This is a genomic window from Parasaccharibacter sp. TMW 2.1884, assembly GCF_023337695.1.
GTDB classification, from domain to species: Bacteria; Pseudomonadota; Alphaproteobacteria; order Acetobacterales; family Acetobacteraceae; genus Bombella; species Bombella apis.
This window is the reverse complement of record NZ_QORR01000006.1, coordinates 63464-78893: the sequence shown is the minus strand read 5'-3', so window position 1 is coordinate 78893 and position 15430 is coordinate 63464. Positions and strand designations below refer to the sequence as shown.

The window sequence follows — 15430 nt, the reverse complement described above, 5'->3', positions numbered from 1 at the left end:
GAACTCCCGCCCCAGCGCCGCCGGTGAATGGGCTTATACGCACCCACCCCCACACGGTCAACACGATTCCCGAAACTTTCTCAAAGTTTCTTCACATAAACCCCAAAAACCCCAGAAAACCGCCACCAAACCCCAAAAACACAACCCCCGGCGAATCACCCCACCAAAAAGAATCGAACATGGAAAAGAAAAAGCCGGTCCCCTTGGAAAGGAGACCGGCTTGCCCAAAACAGTCTGAGACCAAGAAGGCTTCAAAGAGACTTGAGATCGTGCTGCTTCACCTTTTCAGCAACCTCAATCTCCGCACGGGCAGCCTGAATCTGACGTCCCAAGCTTTCCTGAAGCTCAACCTCATCAGGACCAACCCTTGTCCACTGATTCTTCAGCTCATCCAGCGTCTGGCTGGCATCATCAATGGACAGGTCTTCAAGCGCCCGCACCGAATCGGCAAGAATCGTGCAGTGATCCGCTGTCATGTCGACAAAACCACCCGTGACGAAGCAGCGTTCCAGAACCTGGTCGTCCTTGTAGAGAGTGATCACCCCACCACGAAGCTGCAACAGCAACGGGGCACGGCCAGGCATGGCCGCAATGTCCCCTTCCGTACCCGGAACAACAATCATGTCGACCTCACGGTCCGTATAGCGTCTTTCCGGGCTGACGATTTCGGTGCGAAGCGGCATGGATCAGCCCTCCTGCTTCATCTTCTCGGCTTTCGCCTGCGCCTCTTCAATGGCGCCAACCATGTAGAAGGCACCCTCAGGCAGGTCATCGCACTCACCGTTCACAACGGCCTTGAAGGACCGCACGGTATCTTCCAGAGACACCAGCTTGCCCGGAGACCCCGTGAAGACCTCCGCCACATGGAAAGGCTGCGACAGGAAGCGCTGGATGCGGCGAGCACGGCCCACCACCAGCTTATCCTCCTCGGACAGCTCATCCATGCCGAGAATGGCGATGATGTCCTGAAGCTCCTTATAGTTCTGGAGCGTGCTCTGGACAGCACGGGCCACCTCGTAATGCTCCTGCCCCACAATCTTGGGGTCCAGAGAGCGGGAGGTCGAATCCAGCGGATCCACAGCCGGATAGATGCCCATCTCAGCGATGGAACGGTTCAGAACCGTCGTGGCATCAAGGTGAGCGAAGGTAGCAGCTGGAGCCGGATCGGTAAGGTCATCGGCTGGCACGTACACGGCCTGAACGGAGGTGATGGACCCTTTCTTCGTGGAGGTAATACGCTCCTGAAGGGCACCCATCTCCGTTGCCAGTGTCGGCTGATAGCCCACAGCAGACGGGATACGACCCAGAAGAGCGGAGACCTCGGAACCAGCCTGCGTGAAGCGGAAGATGTTGTCCACGAAGAAGAGGACGTCCTGACCTTCCACATCACGGAAGTACTCGGCCACGGAGAGACCCGTCAGGGCCACACGGGCACGGGCACCCGGCGGCTCGTTCATCTGGCCATAGACCAGTGCCACCTTGGAACCGTCAGTATGGCCGTTCTCATCAATCTTGATAACACCGGCACCCTGCATTTCGTAATACAGGTCGTTCCCTTCGCGGGTACGCTCACCCACACCGGCAAACACGGACACACCACCATGCGCCTTGGCGATGTTGTTGATGAGCTCCTGAATGATGACGGTCTTACCCACGCCGGCACCACCAAACAGACCAATCTTACCACCCTTCAGATACGGGCAGAGAAGGTCGATCACCTTGATACCTGTCACCAGAATCTCGGTATTGGCAGCCTGTTCCTCAAAGGAGGGAGCGGGGCGGTGGATCGGGAAGCGGGTTTCCGTCTTGATCGGCCCCTTCTCATCGACCGGCTCACCAATGACATTGATGATGCGGCCCAGAGTAGCCGGACCAACCGGCACGGTGATCTGGCTGCCCGTATCGGTCACCTCAGCACCACGAACGAGACCATCAGTCCCTTCCATGGCGATGCAACGGACCTGACGCTCACCAATTTCCTGCGCAACTTCCAGCACGACCGTCTGATCACCATTCATGACATGAAGGGCATTCAGAATATGCGGCAGCTTGTCCGTAAACTGGACATCCACCACCGGGCCACGAATCTGGGTGATCCGTCCAACACCAACACCGGCATTTTCAGCAGAGCGGTTGAGTTCCTCAGACATCAGATTTCTCTCCTGCATGATCTCAGACGGCTTCTGCGCCGGAAATGATTTCGATCAGCTCGTTAGTAATATTGGCCTGACGTGTCCGGTTATACCGGAGCGACAGACGCTCGATGGCCTTGCTCGCATTGCGGCTGGCATTATCCATGGCCGTCATGCGGGCACCCTGCTCACCGGCAGCGCTCTCCAGCACGGCAGCATAAAACTGCACAAGCAGATTGCGTGGCAGAAGCTGTGCAAGAAGGTGGCCTTCATCAGGCTCAAACTCGTAGACAGCGCCGTCTGTCCTCTTCTCTCCGGCATTGTCATTCTCCGCAACAGGCAGAGGAACAAGACCAAGGGCCTGTGGCGTCTGGGTCATCGCATTGACAAAGCGGTTGCGCATCAGGGTGCAGGCATCAATCTCCCCACCCTCGACCAGATCGGCAACACGTTTCGCCAGATCCTGGGCAAGGGCATAAGCATCCTGCTGGGTCCCCGCCTTGTTGTGGAGCGAATCCACAACCATGTCCGGATAATAGCGCCTGAAGATCTCAGCGCCCTTGCGGCCAACGGGCAGCAGACGCACGGTACGACCCTGCGCCAGAAGGTCCTCGATCTGCTGACGGGCAGCACGGATGATGTTGGCATTGAAGCCACCGGCCAGTCCACGATCGGACGTCAGAACAATGAGAAGATGCACATTGTCCCGTCCCGTGCCAGCCAGAAGCGGCGGCAGGGTGGAAGGGTCCATCCCCTGCGATGCCGCTGCCAGCTCGCTCATCATACGCCGCATGGTATCAGCATAGGGGCGGGCTGCCTCGGCCTGATTCTGGGCGCGCCTCAGCTTTGAGGCAGCGACCATTTTCATTGCGCTCGTGATCTTGCGGGTCGATTTGACCCCCGCAATCCTTCCGCGCAGTTCTTTCAATGAAGGCATGAGCTACAACCCTCAGGCTGAAAAACGTTTGCTGAAGGCCTCAAGCAGGGACTTGAGCTCACCCTCGATCTCCGGTGTCAGCTTCTGCTCGGTACGGATCCTGGCCAGAACACTCTTGCCACCGTTGCGCAGCTCCTCCAAGAGAGCAGCCTCATAGGACGTCACCTGGTTGACTGCCACGGAATCCAGATAGCCACGGGTTCCAGCGTACAGAACAGCCACCTGCTCCTCAACAGCCAGCGGGGAGGTTTCCGGCTGCTTCAGCAGCTCCACAAGGCGGGCACCACGATCCAGCTGACGGCGTGTTGCCGGATCAAGGTCAGAGGCAAACTGGGCAAAGGAAGCCATCTCACGATACTGGGCCAGCTCCAGCTTGATGGTACCGGCAACCTGCTTCATGGCCTTGATCTGCGCAGCCGACCCCACGCGGGACACGGACCCACCCACGTTCACGGCCGGGCGAATACCCTTGTAGAACAGGTCAGTTTCAAGGAAGATCTGACCATCCGTAATGGAAATAACGTTGGTCGGAATGTAGGCGGACGTGTCACCAGCCTGTGTCTCGATCACCGGCAGGGCCGTCATGGACCCGGCACCGAACTCTTCGGACATCTTGGCGGAGCGCTCCAGCAAACGGGAGTGCAGGTAGAACACGTCACCCGGGAAAGCCTCACGCCCCGGCGGACGGCGCAGCAGCAGGGACATCTGGCGATAGGCCACAGCCTGCTTGGAGAGGTCATCATAACAGAGCAGGGAGTGCATCCCGTTATCCCGGAAATACTCACCCATGGCAGAAGCAGAATAAGGAGCCAGATACTGCATCGGGGCAGCATCGGAGGCCGTGGCAGCCACGACGATGGAGTAATCCATCGCACCAGCTTCTGTCAGCTTGCGCACAAGGTTGGCCACCGTGGACCGCTTCTGCCCGACAGCAACATAGATGCAGTACAGGGACTTCTTCGGGTCACCCTCGGCATTGACACCCTTCTGGGCCACGATGGTGTCGATCAGGATGGCGGTCTTACCTGTCTGACGGTCACCAATCACCAGCTCACGCTGCCCGCGCCCGATCGGCACGAGGGCATCAATGGCCTTGATGCCGGTCTGCATCGGCTCACTGACGGACTGACGGGGCATGATACCCGGAGCCCGGACATCAGCACGACGATATTCGACATTCTCCAGCGGACCACGGCCATCAATCGGGTTGCCCAGAGCATCCACGACACGCCCCAGAAGCCCCTTGCCGACGGGAACTTCCACAACCTTGCCGGTGCGCAGCACGGTATCACCTTCGCTGATGAGGTCACCCTCACCGAAAATGACGACACCAACGCTGTCGCTCTCGAGGTTGAGAGCCATGCCACGCACGCCACTCCCCTCGAACTCGACCATTTCACCGGCCTGAACATTGGTCAGACCATAAACGCGGGCAATCCCATCCCCAATGGACAGAACGGTCCCTGTCTCTGAAACAGCGGCAGGCTGATCAAAGGACGCGATCTGCTGCTTGAGAATTTCTGAAATCTCGGCGGGACGGATCTCCATCACGCGGCTCCCTTCATGGCGTTCTGCAGACGGGCCAGACGCCCGGCGATCGATGTATCAAAAAGAACTGAACCAACACGCACAACCATACCCCCAAGCAGGGTTTGATCAACATGTTCAGTCATGGCAATATTGGCATACCCGGCCTGCTGGAGGCTGGCACGGAGGCTTTCACGCTGCCCATCTTCCATTGGACGGGCAGTCGTCACTTCCACACGCACCTCGCCACGCTGGCGGGCGTCCAGAAGAAGAACGGCTGACAGGATTTCATCCAGGCCAGACAGACGGCGCTGATGGGCAATGAAGCCAACAAACCGCTGCAGGGCCTCACCAAGCCCGAGAGCGGAGCCAAGGGCTTTCACCAGTTTTTCCGTCTGGCTGATGTCGAGCCGGGGATCCGCCAGAGCGGTACGCAGGTCCGGCAGCTGGGCGATGGCCTTTCGCAGCGCCCGCACCTGCTCCAGCACGGTGGCCTTGTCCTGTTTGCTGTCCGAGAGATAGTCCTCAAAGGCCCGGGCATAACGCTGCGCCACTTCGCCTGGCGCCCTGATCTGCTTTTCCTGTGCAACCGTCACGGGTTCATTCCGTCTTCATGAGGTTCTGCTTTCACGACCGGTTTCCCGGCACAACCCAACCGGCATGCCCCGGAACATGCTGCGTGACAGCACGGCGTCCCAGAGCCGGAACCCGGCCAGTGTTTCGTCCATGTCCACTAACACGGCGGGGGCCTCCAGCGCAACCAGAGGACCAACCGGGCCACGGCCCACAACACCGGTGGAACCGGCCAGCATAGCAGGGATGCAATGCCCGCGGACTCCAGCACCAAGCAGCCCCCGTTCCATCCATTTACTAGATGGATAGATGGCGCGGCCCATGCGCAGAATGTCAATTTTTCAGGAGACTGGAGCGGGCGAAGGGAATCGAACCCTCATCAGAAGCTTGGAAGGCTACTGCATTAGCCATTATGCTACGCCCGCTCTGTTTCGGGCTGGAGATATAACCGCTCTCCCAGAGCAAGACAAGGGGGGATTCACCCCACCCTACAGATGTGAAAGGTTTTTTCATTTTCTTGGAGATAGTGCTTGACTTTATGGGCCTGTCGTTATCTTTTCCTGCCCATCGTCAAGCCCTGAGGGGCGGACGGTCGCAGGTCGATTCGACCCTGAAGGGGTGTAGCTCAATTGGCTAGAGCGCCGGTCTCCAAAACCGGAGGTTGGGGGTTCGAGACCCTCCACCCCTGCCACGTCATACCCTGCCCGCCTGACTGCCTTACCCGGGTGACAGGGCTCGGGCCGAGATAGATTTGAGGATAATGGTGTCGGTCACAAAGCCGAAAGGCAATTCACCGAAGATGCCTCCGGCCCAGAAAGGCCCAGGATTCAGCCTTCGTAGATATTTTTCAGATGTGTGTGCCGAGGCCAGACGTGTTACGTGGCCGACGCGTCGCAATACCATCATTACAACAGGTGCCGTGCTGGCCATGGTCGTCGCCACCTGTATTTTCTTTTTCGTCGTCGATCAGCTGATCGGCCTGGGGATCAGCAAAATCTTAGGCATCGGAGGCTAAAGCAGCATCATGGCAAAACGCTGGTACGTTGTGCATGTCTATTCAGGCTTCGAGAAGAAGATTGCCGATCATATCCGTGAACAGGCCGAAAAGAAGGGGCTGAGCGATCAGTTCGAAGAAATTCTGGTACCGTCCGAGGAAGTGACCGAGGTCCGTCGTGGCCGCAAGGTGAACACGGAACGCAAATTCTTCCCCGGTTATGTTCTGGTCAAAATGGAACTGACGGACCGTGCCTGGCATCTCGTCAAGGACACACCGAAAGTGACGGGCTTTCTGGGTACACGCAACAACCAGCCAACGCCCATCAGCAATGCTGAAGCCAAGCGGATTCTCCAGCAGGCTCAGGAAGGTGTCGAGCGTCCCCGCTCCAGCCTGTCTTTCGAGATTGGCGAGCAGGTGCGGGTTTCCGATGGGCCTTTCACATCCTTCAATGGCAGTGTCGAAGAAGTCGATACGGAGAACCAGCGCCTCAAGGTCAGCGTCTCCATCTTTGGCCGCTCCACACCGGTGGATCTGGACTACAATCAGGTCGAAAAACTCTGAAGGAAGGGCCTTCGTTCCTTTCCAAAGAAACCACCCCTTCATGGTCTGAAGCGGGTGGTTTTTTTATGGCTTCCCCTTCTCATTCATGAAGGCATGAAAAAACCCCGTACAGCCTTCCAGAGGCCGTACAGGGTTTCCCCATCAGGCAGAAGCCCTGTTCCGTTACAGGCTGGAGGCCTCCTCATGGACCGGCAGTGCCGGTAGCGAATACAGAAGCTGGATGGCCTGGTCGGACAGTACTCCCATACCTTCCGCCAGAACCCGCACCATGTCGGCTGGCTTCGTTCCGACAGGCTGCGGCGATACCCACTGCACATTCACTGCACGAGCCTGTGAATCTGGCGCCCCTGCCCTGTGGGCAGACAGCACACCAGTAATGACAGCATGACCAGATACATCCTGCTCAAACCGGGACAGGCTCAGCTCCAGATAGGCTCCAGCCGTCACGGCTACAGAATCATTCTGGGAAAACAGCACATGGCCGGGCAGGCGCTGCCTCAGGTCGGCTGCCAGGGCATGACCAAGCATCTCGCCGAGCGGCTCACTCCAAGCAGCAGCAGGCACCATATGATCCTGGGCATCCTGCATCACCCTCAAAAGACCATCCCGATCCAGCCGGGAGGTGATGGATGGGGTAAGCACCTCAATGGCCTGTGGCAGGGCCGCCTGTATCACAGGGGACGCCACTGGCCCGGTCTGCGGTGCCAGAACATAATAGGTCGTAGGTGTACTGCTGCACCCGGCCAACAGAACACCTCCCAGGCAGACAGCTCCCAGCAGCCCACATGAACGCACGAAGGAAGGGTAGAAAAAACGCTTCATGGATCAGGGCCCCCGACCGGTAATGAGAGATGATGGATGATGGTCCAGATAGTCCGCCAGAAGATGGAAAGAGCGGGACATCCGTGTCAGCTGGACAATCAGCTCTTCAAGATTTCTGCGGAAGTCCGGATTGCCCCCATAGGAGGACAGCATCGTACGGGCCTGCGCCAGTGTGCCATTCAGATTGACCATCAGCTCTGGAAGATGCTCATCCGCATGGTCCAGCAGATGGTTCAGCGAGACCAGAGAGCCACTCAGGCCGGCCATGGCCCGTGTGACCTCGGGGCTTCTGAGACGTTCATCACCATGAGCGAGAATCTCATTCAGATGGTCACCGATCTGGGTCAGCGGCATGGCCGCAATCTTGTCCGTGATGGTGGACACTGACTGGAGGATGCTGTCCATGCCGCCGGGCTGGCTTGGAATCACGGCTACACCATTCTCAAACGTTATCTGCTGCCCTTCATGCGTCTTGTCAGGCGCAAAAGACAGGGCAATCATGGCCTCCCCTGTCAGAAAACTGACATTCTGGACAGATGCACGCATCCCTTCAGCCACAAAACTGCCCAGCAGATCGCTCTTCCGGGCGGAATCCTGCTCATCGTCAGCAATCACACGCTCAGGTTCAAGCTGCATCTCCACCCGGACACGGGGAGCGTGACCGCGTCTGTTATCTCCCAACTCCAGATGCACACCTGTCACCTGTCCGACCTGAAGACCGAACATCGTCACCTTGCTGCCTTCCGTCAGACCAGCCACAGCTGTATCGACATAGGTCAGAACAGGGACCTTGTGACGATAACGGGCATTATCCGCATCCTCCTTTGTCTTGTAGAGATGGAAAACGGAATTGGCCACCGCAGGCGGCGTATCCTCAGTCTGTGCACTGTCAGGACGACCAAACGCCACCCCACCGGAAAGAAGAGCCTGGAATGACTGGAGGCGAATGTTCATGCCCCCGGCTCCAAAGCCTATCTGCATCCCCGATACATTCCAGAACCGGCTGTCAGCCCTCAGATAACGATCATAGGGAGCCTTCACGAAGGCCTTGATCAAAAGAGGCCCCTCTCCACCAGGCGGCATGGTATAGCCAAGGATTTCCCCCACCTGTACGTCCCGGTAGAAAATGGGAGCCCCGGCCCCGAGGGATTCCAGGGTGGACGAAACCAGCCAATATGTGCTGCCCGGTTTGTCCGAGCGGATACCGGGAGGCGTTTCCAGACCCTTAAAGTGGGTCTGGTAATGGCCTCCCTCCGGTTTGCCCGGATCCATGGCGATATAGGCACCAGAAAAAAGCGTATCCAGCCCCGTGATGCTGGCCCCGTTGATGCGCGGGCTGACAACCCAGAACCGGGTATGCTCATTGAGCGTCCGCGGATCGATGCCACTCATCTGGATGGTCACATCAGCATGGGTCATGTCCGGGCTCAGGGCTACGCCCTGCACCACACCCAGGTTCACCGCCTTGTTCTTGACCTGCGTCTGCCCCGGAACAATGCCATCAGCAGCATCAAAGGAGACGACAATGCTCGGCCCCATGGTGGCAAAGTGCCTCCAGGCCAACCAGCCGGCAATCAGCAGAGCAAGGATGGGAATGATCCAGAGCACGGAAAACCGTGGCAGCCGGACATTGGCCTCTGCACCATGTCCACCTTCGGAATGTCGCTTCAGATGCTCATCTCTCACGCTTTTTCAGGCTCCATACCCCGTAATTCCGTCACATCCTCTTCTCCACCCTGCCTGGAATGGCCCAGACCCTGCCGATTATAGCCTGCAGCATCCCACATACGCCGGGGATCATACAGGTCTGCGGCAAAAATAGTTAACACAACCACAAGAGCAAAGAAGACCACACCCAGCTCGGCCGTCACGCTCGCCATGAAGCCGAACCGGACCACAGCCGCCAGAATGGAGATCATGAACACGTCAATCATCGACCAGCGACCAATGAACACCACGACCTTGTAAAGGCCTGTCAGGCGCTTCAGCGCCTTGTGAGAGGCCCTGCCCCGACATTCACAGCCGATCATCAGGGCCAGCAGGAACACCTTGAGGACCGGCACGGTGATGCTGGCAAAAAGCACCAGCAGAGCCAGAAAGTAAAGGCCAGCCTCCCAAAGCTGGATCACTCCAGAAATGATGGTGCTGGGGTGTCCGTGCCCAACCTTCACGAAGGCCATGACCGGCAGCATGTTGGCCGGAATGTAGAAAATGAAAGCCGCCACCAGAAAACACATGGCCGCCTGAAGGCTGTTCCGCTTGCGCCGCCGAAGTATCTGCCCACAACGGGGGCAATCCCCCATGTCACGCTCATCATCCACCGGGCCACGGGCGACAAAAACCAGTCCACAGGCATGGCAGGACAGCATGTGCTTCTCCGGCGGCAGGGCACGCCCCTCCGCCATGTATATGCCCAGACCAGGGCGCCTGGTGACGGACCTGTGCCTCCATATCATGTCGGCATCAAAGGCCGAATCCATGGCTGCCATCATCACCATCAGCCCCCCGAGCAGGTACACGCCCGGTTGCAGGATGACCAGGGCCAGATCAACCAGCTTGGTATAGGCCACGAGCAGGCCGATGACGTACACCTCGACCATGGACCACGGGCGCAGCTTTTCATACCAGGCCAGCAGGGGGCGGACCCAACGGGGCATTTCATCCCGGGACGCACCATAAAGAATCAGCGTCATGCAGACGAGCACGATGCCAGGCATGAGCACGCTGGCCAGAGCCACCAGTATGGCAATGCTCCCATAACCCTGCCGGGCCATTTCCAGCGGGCCGCTCATGAGGGTGACCATGTTCTCCCGCCCGTAGATGTTGAGCGTCATGAGCGGGCTGACCAGCAGCACGATATACAGCGCCAGAGCTGAAAGGCAGAAGACCAGCGGGCCGCCAATCTCCGAAGTCCTGCGCCGTCGTGCCATGGTATTTCCGCAACGGGCGCAGCTCAGAACATGTCCTGGCCGCAGGTGAGGAACATGCTGGAAGAGACCACAGACATCACATTCATCCACCCCGGCCACCACCTTGAGTGCGGGCTGGTCCACATCATGCCGCAGGAAGGAACAGGCTCCGCCCTGGCTCCACAATCCTTTGTGAAAATGATCTTTTCTGAACATCCACCCCTCTTGCGCCGCCAGAGAGGGGTCTGCAACCCCTTTCAGGCCGTTATCCATAAATATTTTACATACACCGTTGCCTGTCACCTCATTTTTCTGTATAGGCTCAACCCGATGCCGACATAGCTCAGGGGTAGAGCAACTGATTCGTAATCAGTAGGTCCTCGGTTCAATTCCGAGTGTCGGCACCAGCTTCCCCTACACAGGATCGAAGGCGGACATGGCGGGACAACCGGATGGTGGTTTTTTTCCCCGCTCCGGTCCACTGCCCCCAGCACTTCACCACGGCAGCGTAACACCCTCCTTCCTGCCCGGGCATGGTATTGCCATCCTTCCTGCGGATGCACTTCTCCTCGGCTTTTTCCTGATCCTGTTTCTCCAGTACCGCCATCGTGTGCGACGCAGGCGCAAGGCCTGGCAGCTTCTCTGCCAGCTCATTGCCCGGCATCAGCACACACTGGCGCAACGCCAACAGGCCTGCCTGACCGAAAACCATTATGGCGTCGTGGACAAACAACGCTGGCACAGGGAGCTGGACTATTTCTGCCAGAGCATCCTTCTCACCTGCCTGATGCAGGAAAATCTGGCTGACATATGGCCCTCCCTGCGGCGGCGGACCCTCCGCCGCATCAGCCGTGTGGTAAAAATCCTTCTCAAACACAACAGGACATCTCCTCCCCCAGCCGCCGCCGGGAGCAGCACCACACCACGGCAGTTCACCGCCACCATGGACCCGCTGGATTATGAACGTTTCTGCGCCGGACTGCTGCGTCAGGCCGGATGGCAGGCACGCACCACACCACCGGGGGCAGACCAGGGCATGGACATCATTGCCGAGCAGAGCGGAGTCCGGCTCGTCATACAATGCAAACTCTATGGCAGGCCGGTCGGGAACAAGGCTGTCCAGGAAATTTTCACAGCCCGGCAACACCGTCAGGCCCAGTATGCAGCTGTCGTCTCCAACGCTGGCTATACCCGCCCGGCCCGGCAGCTGGCCCATGCCACCGGTGTCCATCTGCTGCATCACAGCCAGCTTTCAACACTGGGCCTCATGGACCTCCAGCCCCAGCCGGACCTTTTTCACCCATAAACAAAAAAGACCGGCCTGAAACAGGCCGGTCTCTTCATCCAGTCACCCAGACTGCCGCATCAGAAGCAGCCCGGGCCTATCAGGTGTTCCCTCAGGAAGCAGCCGGGACACGGATGATGTGGTCAAAGGCAGACAGGGCAGCCTTGGCACCCTCACCCATCGCCACGATGATCTGCTTGTACGGCACCGTCGTGGCATCACCGGCAGCAAACACGCCGGGGATGGAGGTACGGCAACGCTCGTCAATGCCGATCTCACCGATGCGGGACATCTCGATGCCACCCTTCAACCAATCCGTGTTCGGCAGCAGGCCGATCTGGACAAAGATGCCGTCCACGTCGATGCTGTGCTCGCTGCCATCCTTGACATCCTGCCAGCTCAGGCCGGTCATCTTGCGGCCATCACCACGGATCTCGGTCGTGCGGGCGTTCACCACGATATCGACATTCGGCAGGCTGCGGACCTTGTTCTGAAGGACCTCATCAGCCGTCAGCACAGGGTCATACTGAAGCAGCGTCACGTGGGACACGATACCGGCGAGGTCGATGGCGGCTTCCACGCCACTGTTGCCACCACCGGCAACAGCAACCGGACGGCCCTTGAAGAACGGACCATCACAATGCGGGCAGTAGGCGACGCCCCGTGTGCGGTATTCTTCCTCACCCGGCACGTTCAGCTGACGCCAGCGGGCACCTGTTGCCACGATGATGGTACGGGCCTTCAGGTGGGCACCGCTCTCCAGCACGATCTCGTGCAGGCCACCTTCCTTCTCGGCCGGGATCAGCTTGGCAGCACGCTGTGCCGTGATGACACGGACATCATAGCTGCGAACATGCTGCTCCAGATTCTTGGCAAGGGCCGGACCTTCGGTCTCCGGTACGGAGATGAAGTTCTCGATGCCAGCCGTATCCATGACCTGACCACCGAAGCGCTCAGCCAGCAGACCAGTGCGGACACCCTTGCGGGCCGTGTAGATGGCGGCGGCACAGCCAGCCGGACCGGACCCGATCACCAGCGTGTCGAACGGAGCCTCGTCATTCAGCTTCTCGGAAGCCTTGGCAGCACCTTCAGTATCGATCTTGGCCAGAATCTCCGGCAGTTCCATGCGACCGGTGGAGAAACGCTCACCGTTCAGGAACACCTGAGGGACGGAACGCACATCACGCTCGTTCACCTCATCCTGGAACAGGGCACCATCAATGGCCGTGTGGCGGATGTTGGGGTTGAGCACGCTCAGCGTGTTCAGGGCCTGAACGACATCCGGGCAGTTGTGGCAGGACAGGGAGAAATAGGTCTCGAAATGGAAATCACCCTTCAGGGCCTTGATCTGCGCAACCTGTTCAGCCTCGACCTTCGGCGGGTGACCACCAACCTGAAGCAGGGCCAGTACCAGAGACGTAAACTCGTGGCCCATCGGGATGCCCGCAAAGCAGACCTGAACATCTGAATCTGCGGCACGGATCAGGAAAGACGGGCGACGGACGTCATTGCCACCTTCCTGATAGGAAACCTTATCAGAGAGTTCGGAAATTTCGTTAAGAAATTCTTTCATCTCACGGGACTTATCGCCCTCATCAAGGGAGGCAACAAGAATGATGTTGTGGCGCAGATGCTGGAGGTACCCTCTCAGCTGGCCTTTGAGTTCGTCGTTCAGCATGAATTCTCTCTCCAGAATCTCTGGTGCTCAGGGTCTGGCAGACCGGGGAATCGGCCCCATGAAAAAGGAGGCGCACCACAACGCAGCACGCCTCCCCTCAACGGTGGGGAGAGGCCCCCCACCATACTTCCCGTTTTCAGGACGTGATCAGATCTTGCCGACCAGGTCCAGGGACGGATTCAGGGTTGCCGTGTCGCCACCCTCTTTCCACTTGGCCGGGCAGACTTCACCCGGGTGAGCAGCGATGTACTGGGCAGCACGGATCTTGTCGAGCAGCTCGGCAGCGCTACGGCCCACACCCTCGGAGGTGATCTCGATGTACTGGATCTTGCCTTCCGGGTCGATCAGGAACGTGGCGCGGTCAGCCGTGTGGCTGCCATCGGCACGCAGAGCATCGAAGTTGCGGGCGATGTCGCCAGACGGGTCACCGATCATGGTGTACTGCACCTTGCCGATGGCCGGGGACGTGTCGTGCCATGCCTTGTGGGTGAAGTGCTTGTCTGTGGAGACACCGAAGACCTCGACACCCATCTTCTGGAAGGTCTCATAGTTCTCGGCGAGGTCTTCCAGCTCTGTCGGGCAGACAAAGGTGAAGTCAGCCGGGTAGAAGAACACGACGGACCACTTGCCACGCAGGTCTGCATCAGAGACCTGAAGGAACTTGCCATCACGGAAAGCCTGGGCGGTAAACGGCTTAATCTCGGAACCAATAGCAGGCATGGAAACCTCCTCATTCACTTTCAGAATTGTAGACTTCCGCAGGGCCTGCGGATGTCCCCTCAAAGGGACAGCCCAACCTTGGGAATGTCAAGCATGTTCACCTTCTAGCCCACGGCTCTGAAACCGTCTAATTGAGGGTTGTTATCAGTATAATTGAGAATCATTATCAATCCTTATGCGATTCCAGTCTTTTTCCCTTGGCCCTGCCTCCAACTCAGCTTATTGGTATCCTTATGTCCTACGTTCCTCTTTCCGGTCTGTCCCTTCGGGACATCGAGTACGTCGTCGCAGTTGATGACCTGCGCAACTTTTCCCGTGCAGCTGAGCGTTGCGGGGTCAGTCAGGCGGGGCTGTCCGAGCAGGTGAGAAAGCTGGAGCAGCTTCTCAATGTCACCCTGTTCGAACGCTCCCGTCGGCATGTGGCTCCCACACCGGAAGGTGAGCGCCTCATCGCCCTGGGGCGGGATGTGCTGGCCTCAGCCCGCAATCTGCTGGAAGTCGCCCGGGCCCATACAGGACCGCTGGACGGCCTCCTGCATATCGGCGTCATTCCCACTCTCGGGCCGTACTACATCCCCGGCCTTCTGCCCCGCCTGCGTCAGAAGTACCCCCAGCTGGGCCTGAGGCTGAATGAGAACACCACGCCCAATCTGGTACAGGCTCTCCGGCAGGGCGATCTGGATGTTGCCTTCATGGCACCCACGGCTGCTACCGAAACACTGGAACATGCACCGCTCTTTCAGGAACCTTTCCTGGCGGTATTCCCCAAAGACCATGAGCTGGCCACCAAGAAGAATCTGTCCATTGCCGACCTGGCTCGGCCGGACCTGCTGCTGCTGGAAGACGGACATTGCCTGCGGGACCAGGCCCTCTCCCTCTGCCCCAGCAATTTCCGCTCGCAGGACCAGCGTCTGGCCACCAGTCTGGAAATGCTCTGGCACATGATCGGCGCCGGAGAAGGTTTCTCCCTCATTCCCCGTCTGGCCCTGAACAACCGGCAGGAATTTGACGGCCTTGTGACAGTCCGGGAGCTGAGTGAGAGCGAAGCCCGCCGGACCATCAGCCTCGTCTGGCGTCCATCCGACCCACGGGCAACATCCTTCCGGGAGCTGGCCAATTTCCTGCGGGCTACCACACCAGATGGCTGCCTGCCGCTGCCCAAAACGAAGATCCCGACCTGAAGGGCTCTTCTCCCCGGGGCAGACTCCATATCCCAACATGAAAGAACGGGTGGAAGAGCATGGCTCCTCCACCCGTTCTTTCATTTACAGACACAACATGCCCGGAAC

The 15430-nt window shown here is 58.6% G+C and carries 16 protein-coding genes and 3 tRNA genes; 7 read left to right on the top strand and 12 right to left on the bottom strand.

Translation table 11 applies throughout. The annotated features are described in order from the left end of the window. Window positions 1–238: hypothetical protein (locus DTI93_RS09155; protein ID WP_249080591.1), on the top strand; the 238-nt coding region annotated here is incomplete at its 5' end. Window positions 239–251: 13 nt separating this feature from the next. Here DTI93_RS09155 and atpC read toward each other — a convergent pair. From atpC to DTI93_RS09120, 7 genes are all read right to left on the bottom strand, one after another. Continuing rightward, window positions 252–683 (bottom strand): ATP synthase F1 subunit epsilon, encoded by a 432-nt coding sequence (atpC, locus tag DTI93_RS09150; RefSeq protein WP_249080588.1) that lies wholly within the window; start codon window positions 681–683, stop codon window positions 252–254. 3 nt (window positions 684–686) lie between these two features. Continuing rightward, window positions 687–2150, bottom strand: a complete 1464-nt coding sequence (gene atpD / locus DTI93_RS09145; RefSeq protein WP_043559688.1) for a F0F1 ATP synthase subunit beta — start codon at window positions 2148–2150, stop codon at window positions 687–689. A 22-nt stretch (window positions 2151–2172) separates the two neighbouring features. Then, window positions 2173–3069: a F0F1 ATP synthase subunit gamma gene (locus DTI93_RS09140; RefSeq protein WP_043559583.1), complete on the bottom strand. Its 897-nt coding sequence runs from the start codon at window positions 3067–3069 to the stop codon at window positions 2173–2175. Between the two features lie 12 nt (window positions 3070–3081). After that, window positions 3082–4617 (bottom strand): F0F1 ATP synthase subunit alpha, encoded by a 1536-nt coding sequence (gene atpA, locus DTI93_RS09135; protein ID WP_043559586.1) that lies wholly within the window; start codon window positions 4615–4617, stop codon window positions 3082–3084. Further along, window positions 4617–5192 carry an ATP synthase F1 subunit delta gene (atpH, locus tag DTI93_RS09130; protein WP_043559589.1) on the bottom strand — a complete coding sequence of 192 codons (576 nt, stop codon included), beginning with the start codon at window positions 5190–5192 and terminating at the stop codon, window positions 4617–4619. The genes atpA and atpH overlap by 1 nt, the downstream gene beginning before the upstream one ends. 15 nt (window positions 5193–5207) lie before the next feature. After that, window positions 5208–5492: a hypothetical protein gene (locus DTI93_RS09125; protein ID WP_249080579.1), complete on the bottom strand. Its 285-nt coding sequence runs from the start codon at window positions 5490–5492 to the stop codon at window positions 5208–5210. A gap of 27 nt (window positions 5493–5519) precedes the next feature. Then, a tRNA-Gly gene (locus DTI93_RS09120) sits at window positions 5520–5594 on the bottom strand. A gap of 189 nt (window positions 5595–5783) precedes the next feature. Here DTI93_RS09120 and DTI93_RS09115 point away from each other — a divergent pair. The 3 genes from DTI93_RS09115 (at window position 5784) to nusG (ending at window position 6727) form a co-directional block, all read left to right on the top strand. Beyond that, window positions 5784–5860 (top strand) — tRNA-Trp (locus DTI93_RS09115). A gap of 69 nt (window positions 5861–5929) precedes the next feature. Next, complete coding sequence (gene secE, locus DTI93_RS09110; protein ID WP_081562558.1) at window positions 5930–6184, top strand: preprotein translocase subunit SecE; 255 nt, start codon at window positions 5930–5932, stop codon at window positions 6182–6184. 9 nt (window positions 6185–6193) lie between these two features. Then, window positions 6194–6727, top strand: coding sequence for a transcription termination/antitermination protein NusG (gene nusG, locus DTI93_RS09105; RefSeq protein ID WP_043559594.1), 534 nt, complete (start codon window positions 6194–6196; stop codon window positions 6725–6727). A 162-nt stretch (window positions 6728–6889) separates the two neighbouring features. Here nusG and DTI93_RS09100 read toward each other — a convergent pair whose 3' ends face one another. From DTI93_RS09100 to DTI93_RS09090, 3 genes are read right to left on the bottom strand one after another with little or no spacing between them, the layout of a single operon-like run. After that, entirely contained in the window at window positions 6890–7549 is a 660-nt protein-coding gene (locus DTI93_RS09100) for a membrane integrity-associated transporter subunit PqiC (RefSeq protein WP_043559597.1), read from the bottom strand. A 3-nt stretch (window positions 7550–7552) separates the two neighbouring features. After that, window positions 7553–9235, bottom strand: a complete 1683-nt coding sequence (locus tag DTI93_RS09095) for an intermembrane transport protein PqiB (RefSeq protein WP_081847688.1) — start codon at window positions 9233–9235, stop codon at window positions 7553–7555. Then, window positions 9232–10674, bottom strand: coding sequence for a paraquat-inducible protein A (locus DTI93_RS09090; RefSeq protein WP_043559600.1), 1443 nt, complete (start codon window positions 10672–10674; stop codon window positions 9232–9234). The genes DTI93_RS09095 and DTI93_RS09090 overlap by 4 nt, the downstream gene beginning before the upstream one ends. A gap of 116 nt (window positions 10675–10790) precedes the next feature. Between DTI93_RS09090 and DTI93_RS09085 the strand changes: the two genes are divergently transcribed. Together DTI93_RS09085 and DTI93_RS09080 are read left to right on the top strand one after the other, a co-directional pair. Continuing rightward, window positions 10791–10865 (top strand) — tRNA-Thr (locus tag DTI93_RS09085). Between the two features lie 29 nt (window positions 10866–10894). Beyond that, on the top strand, window positions 10895–11764 hold the full coding sequence (locus DTI93_RS09080; protein WP_249080577.1) for a restriction endonuclease: 870 nt from the start codon (window positions 10895–10897) through the stop codon (window positions 11762–11764). A gap of 91 nt (window positions 11765–11855) precedes the next feature. Here the strand turns inward: DTI93_RS09080 and ahpF are convergent, their stop codons facing one another. Together ahpF and ahpC are read right to left on the bottom strand one after the other, a co-directional pair. Further along, on the bottom strand, window positions 11856–13421 hold the full coding sequence (gene ahpF, locus DTI93_RS09075; protein ID WP_043559602.1) for an alkyl hydroperoxide reductase subunit F: 1566 nt from the start codon (window positions 13419–13421) through the stop codon (window positions 11856–11858). A 147-nt stretch (window positions 13422–13568) separates the two neighbouring features. Beyond that, entirely contained in the window at window positions 13569–14141 is a 573-nt protein-coding gene (ahpC, locus tag DTI93_RS09070) for an alkyl hydroperoxide reductase subunit C (protein WP_043559605.1), read from the bottom strand. A gap of 233 nt (window positions 14142–14374) precedes the next feature. Here ahpC and DTI93_RS09065 point away from each other — a divergent pair, with 233 nt between their 5' ends. Then, a complete protein-coding gene (locus DTI93_RS09065) occupies window positions 14375–15322 on the top strand; it encodes a hydrogen peroxide-inducible genes activator (RefSeq protein ID WP_043559608.1) in 948 nt (315 codons plus the stop codon). Window positions 15323–15430: the final 108 nt, after the last annotated feature.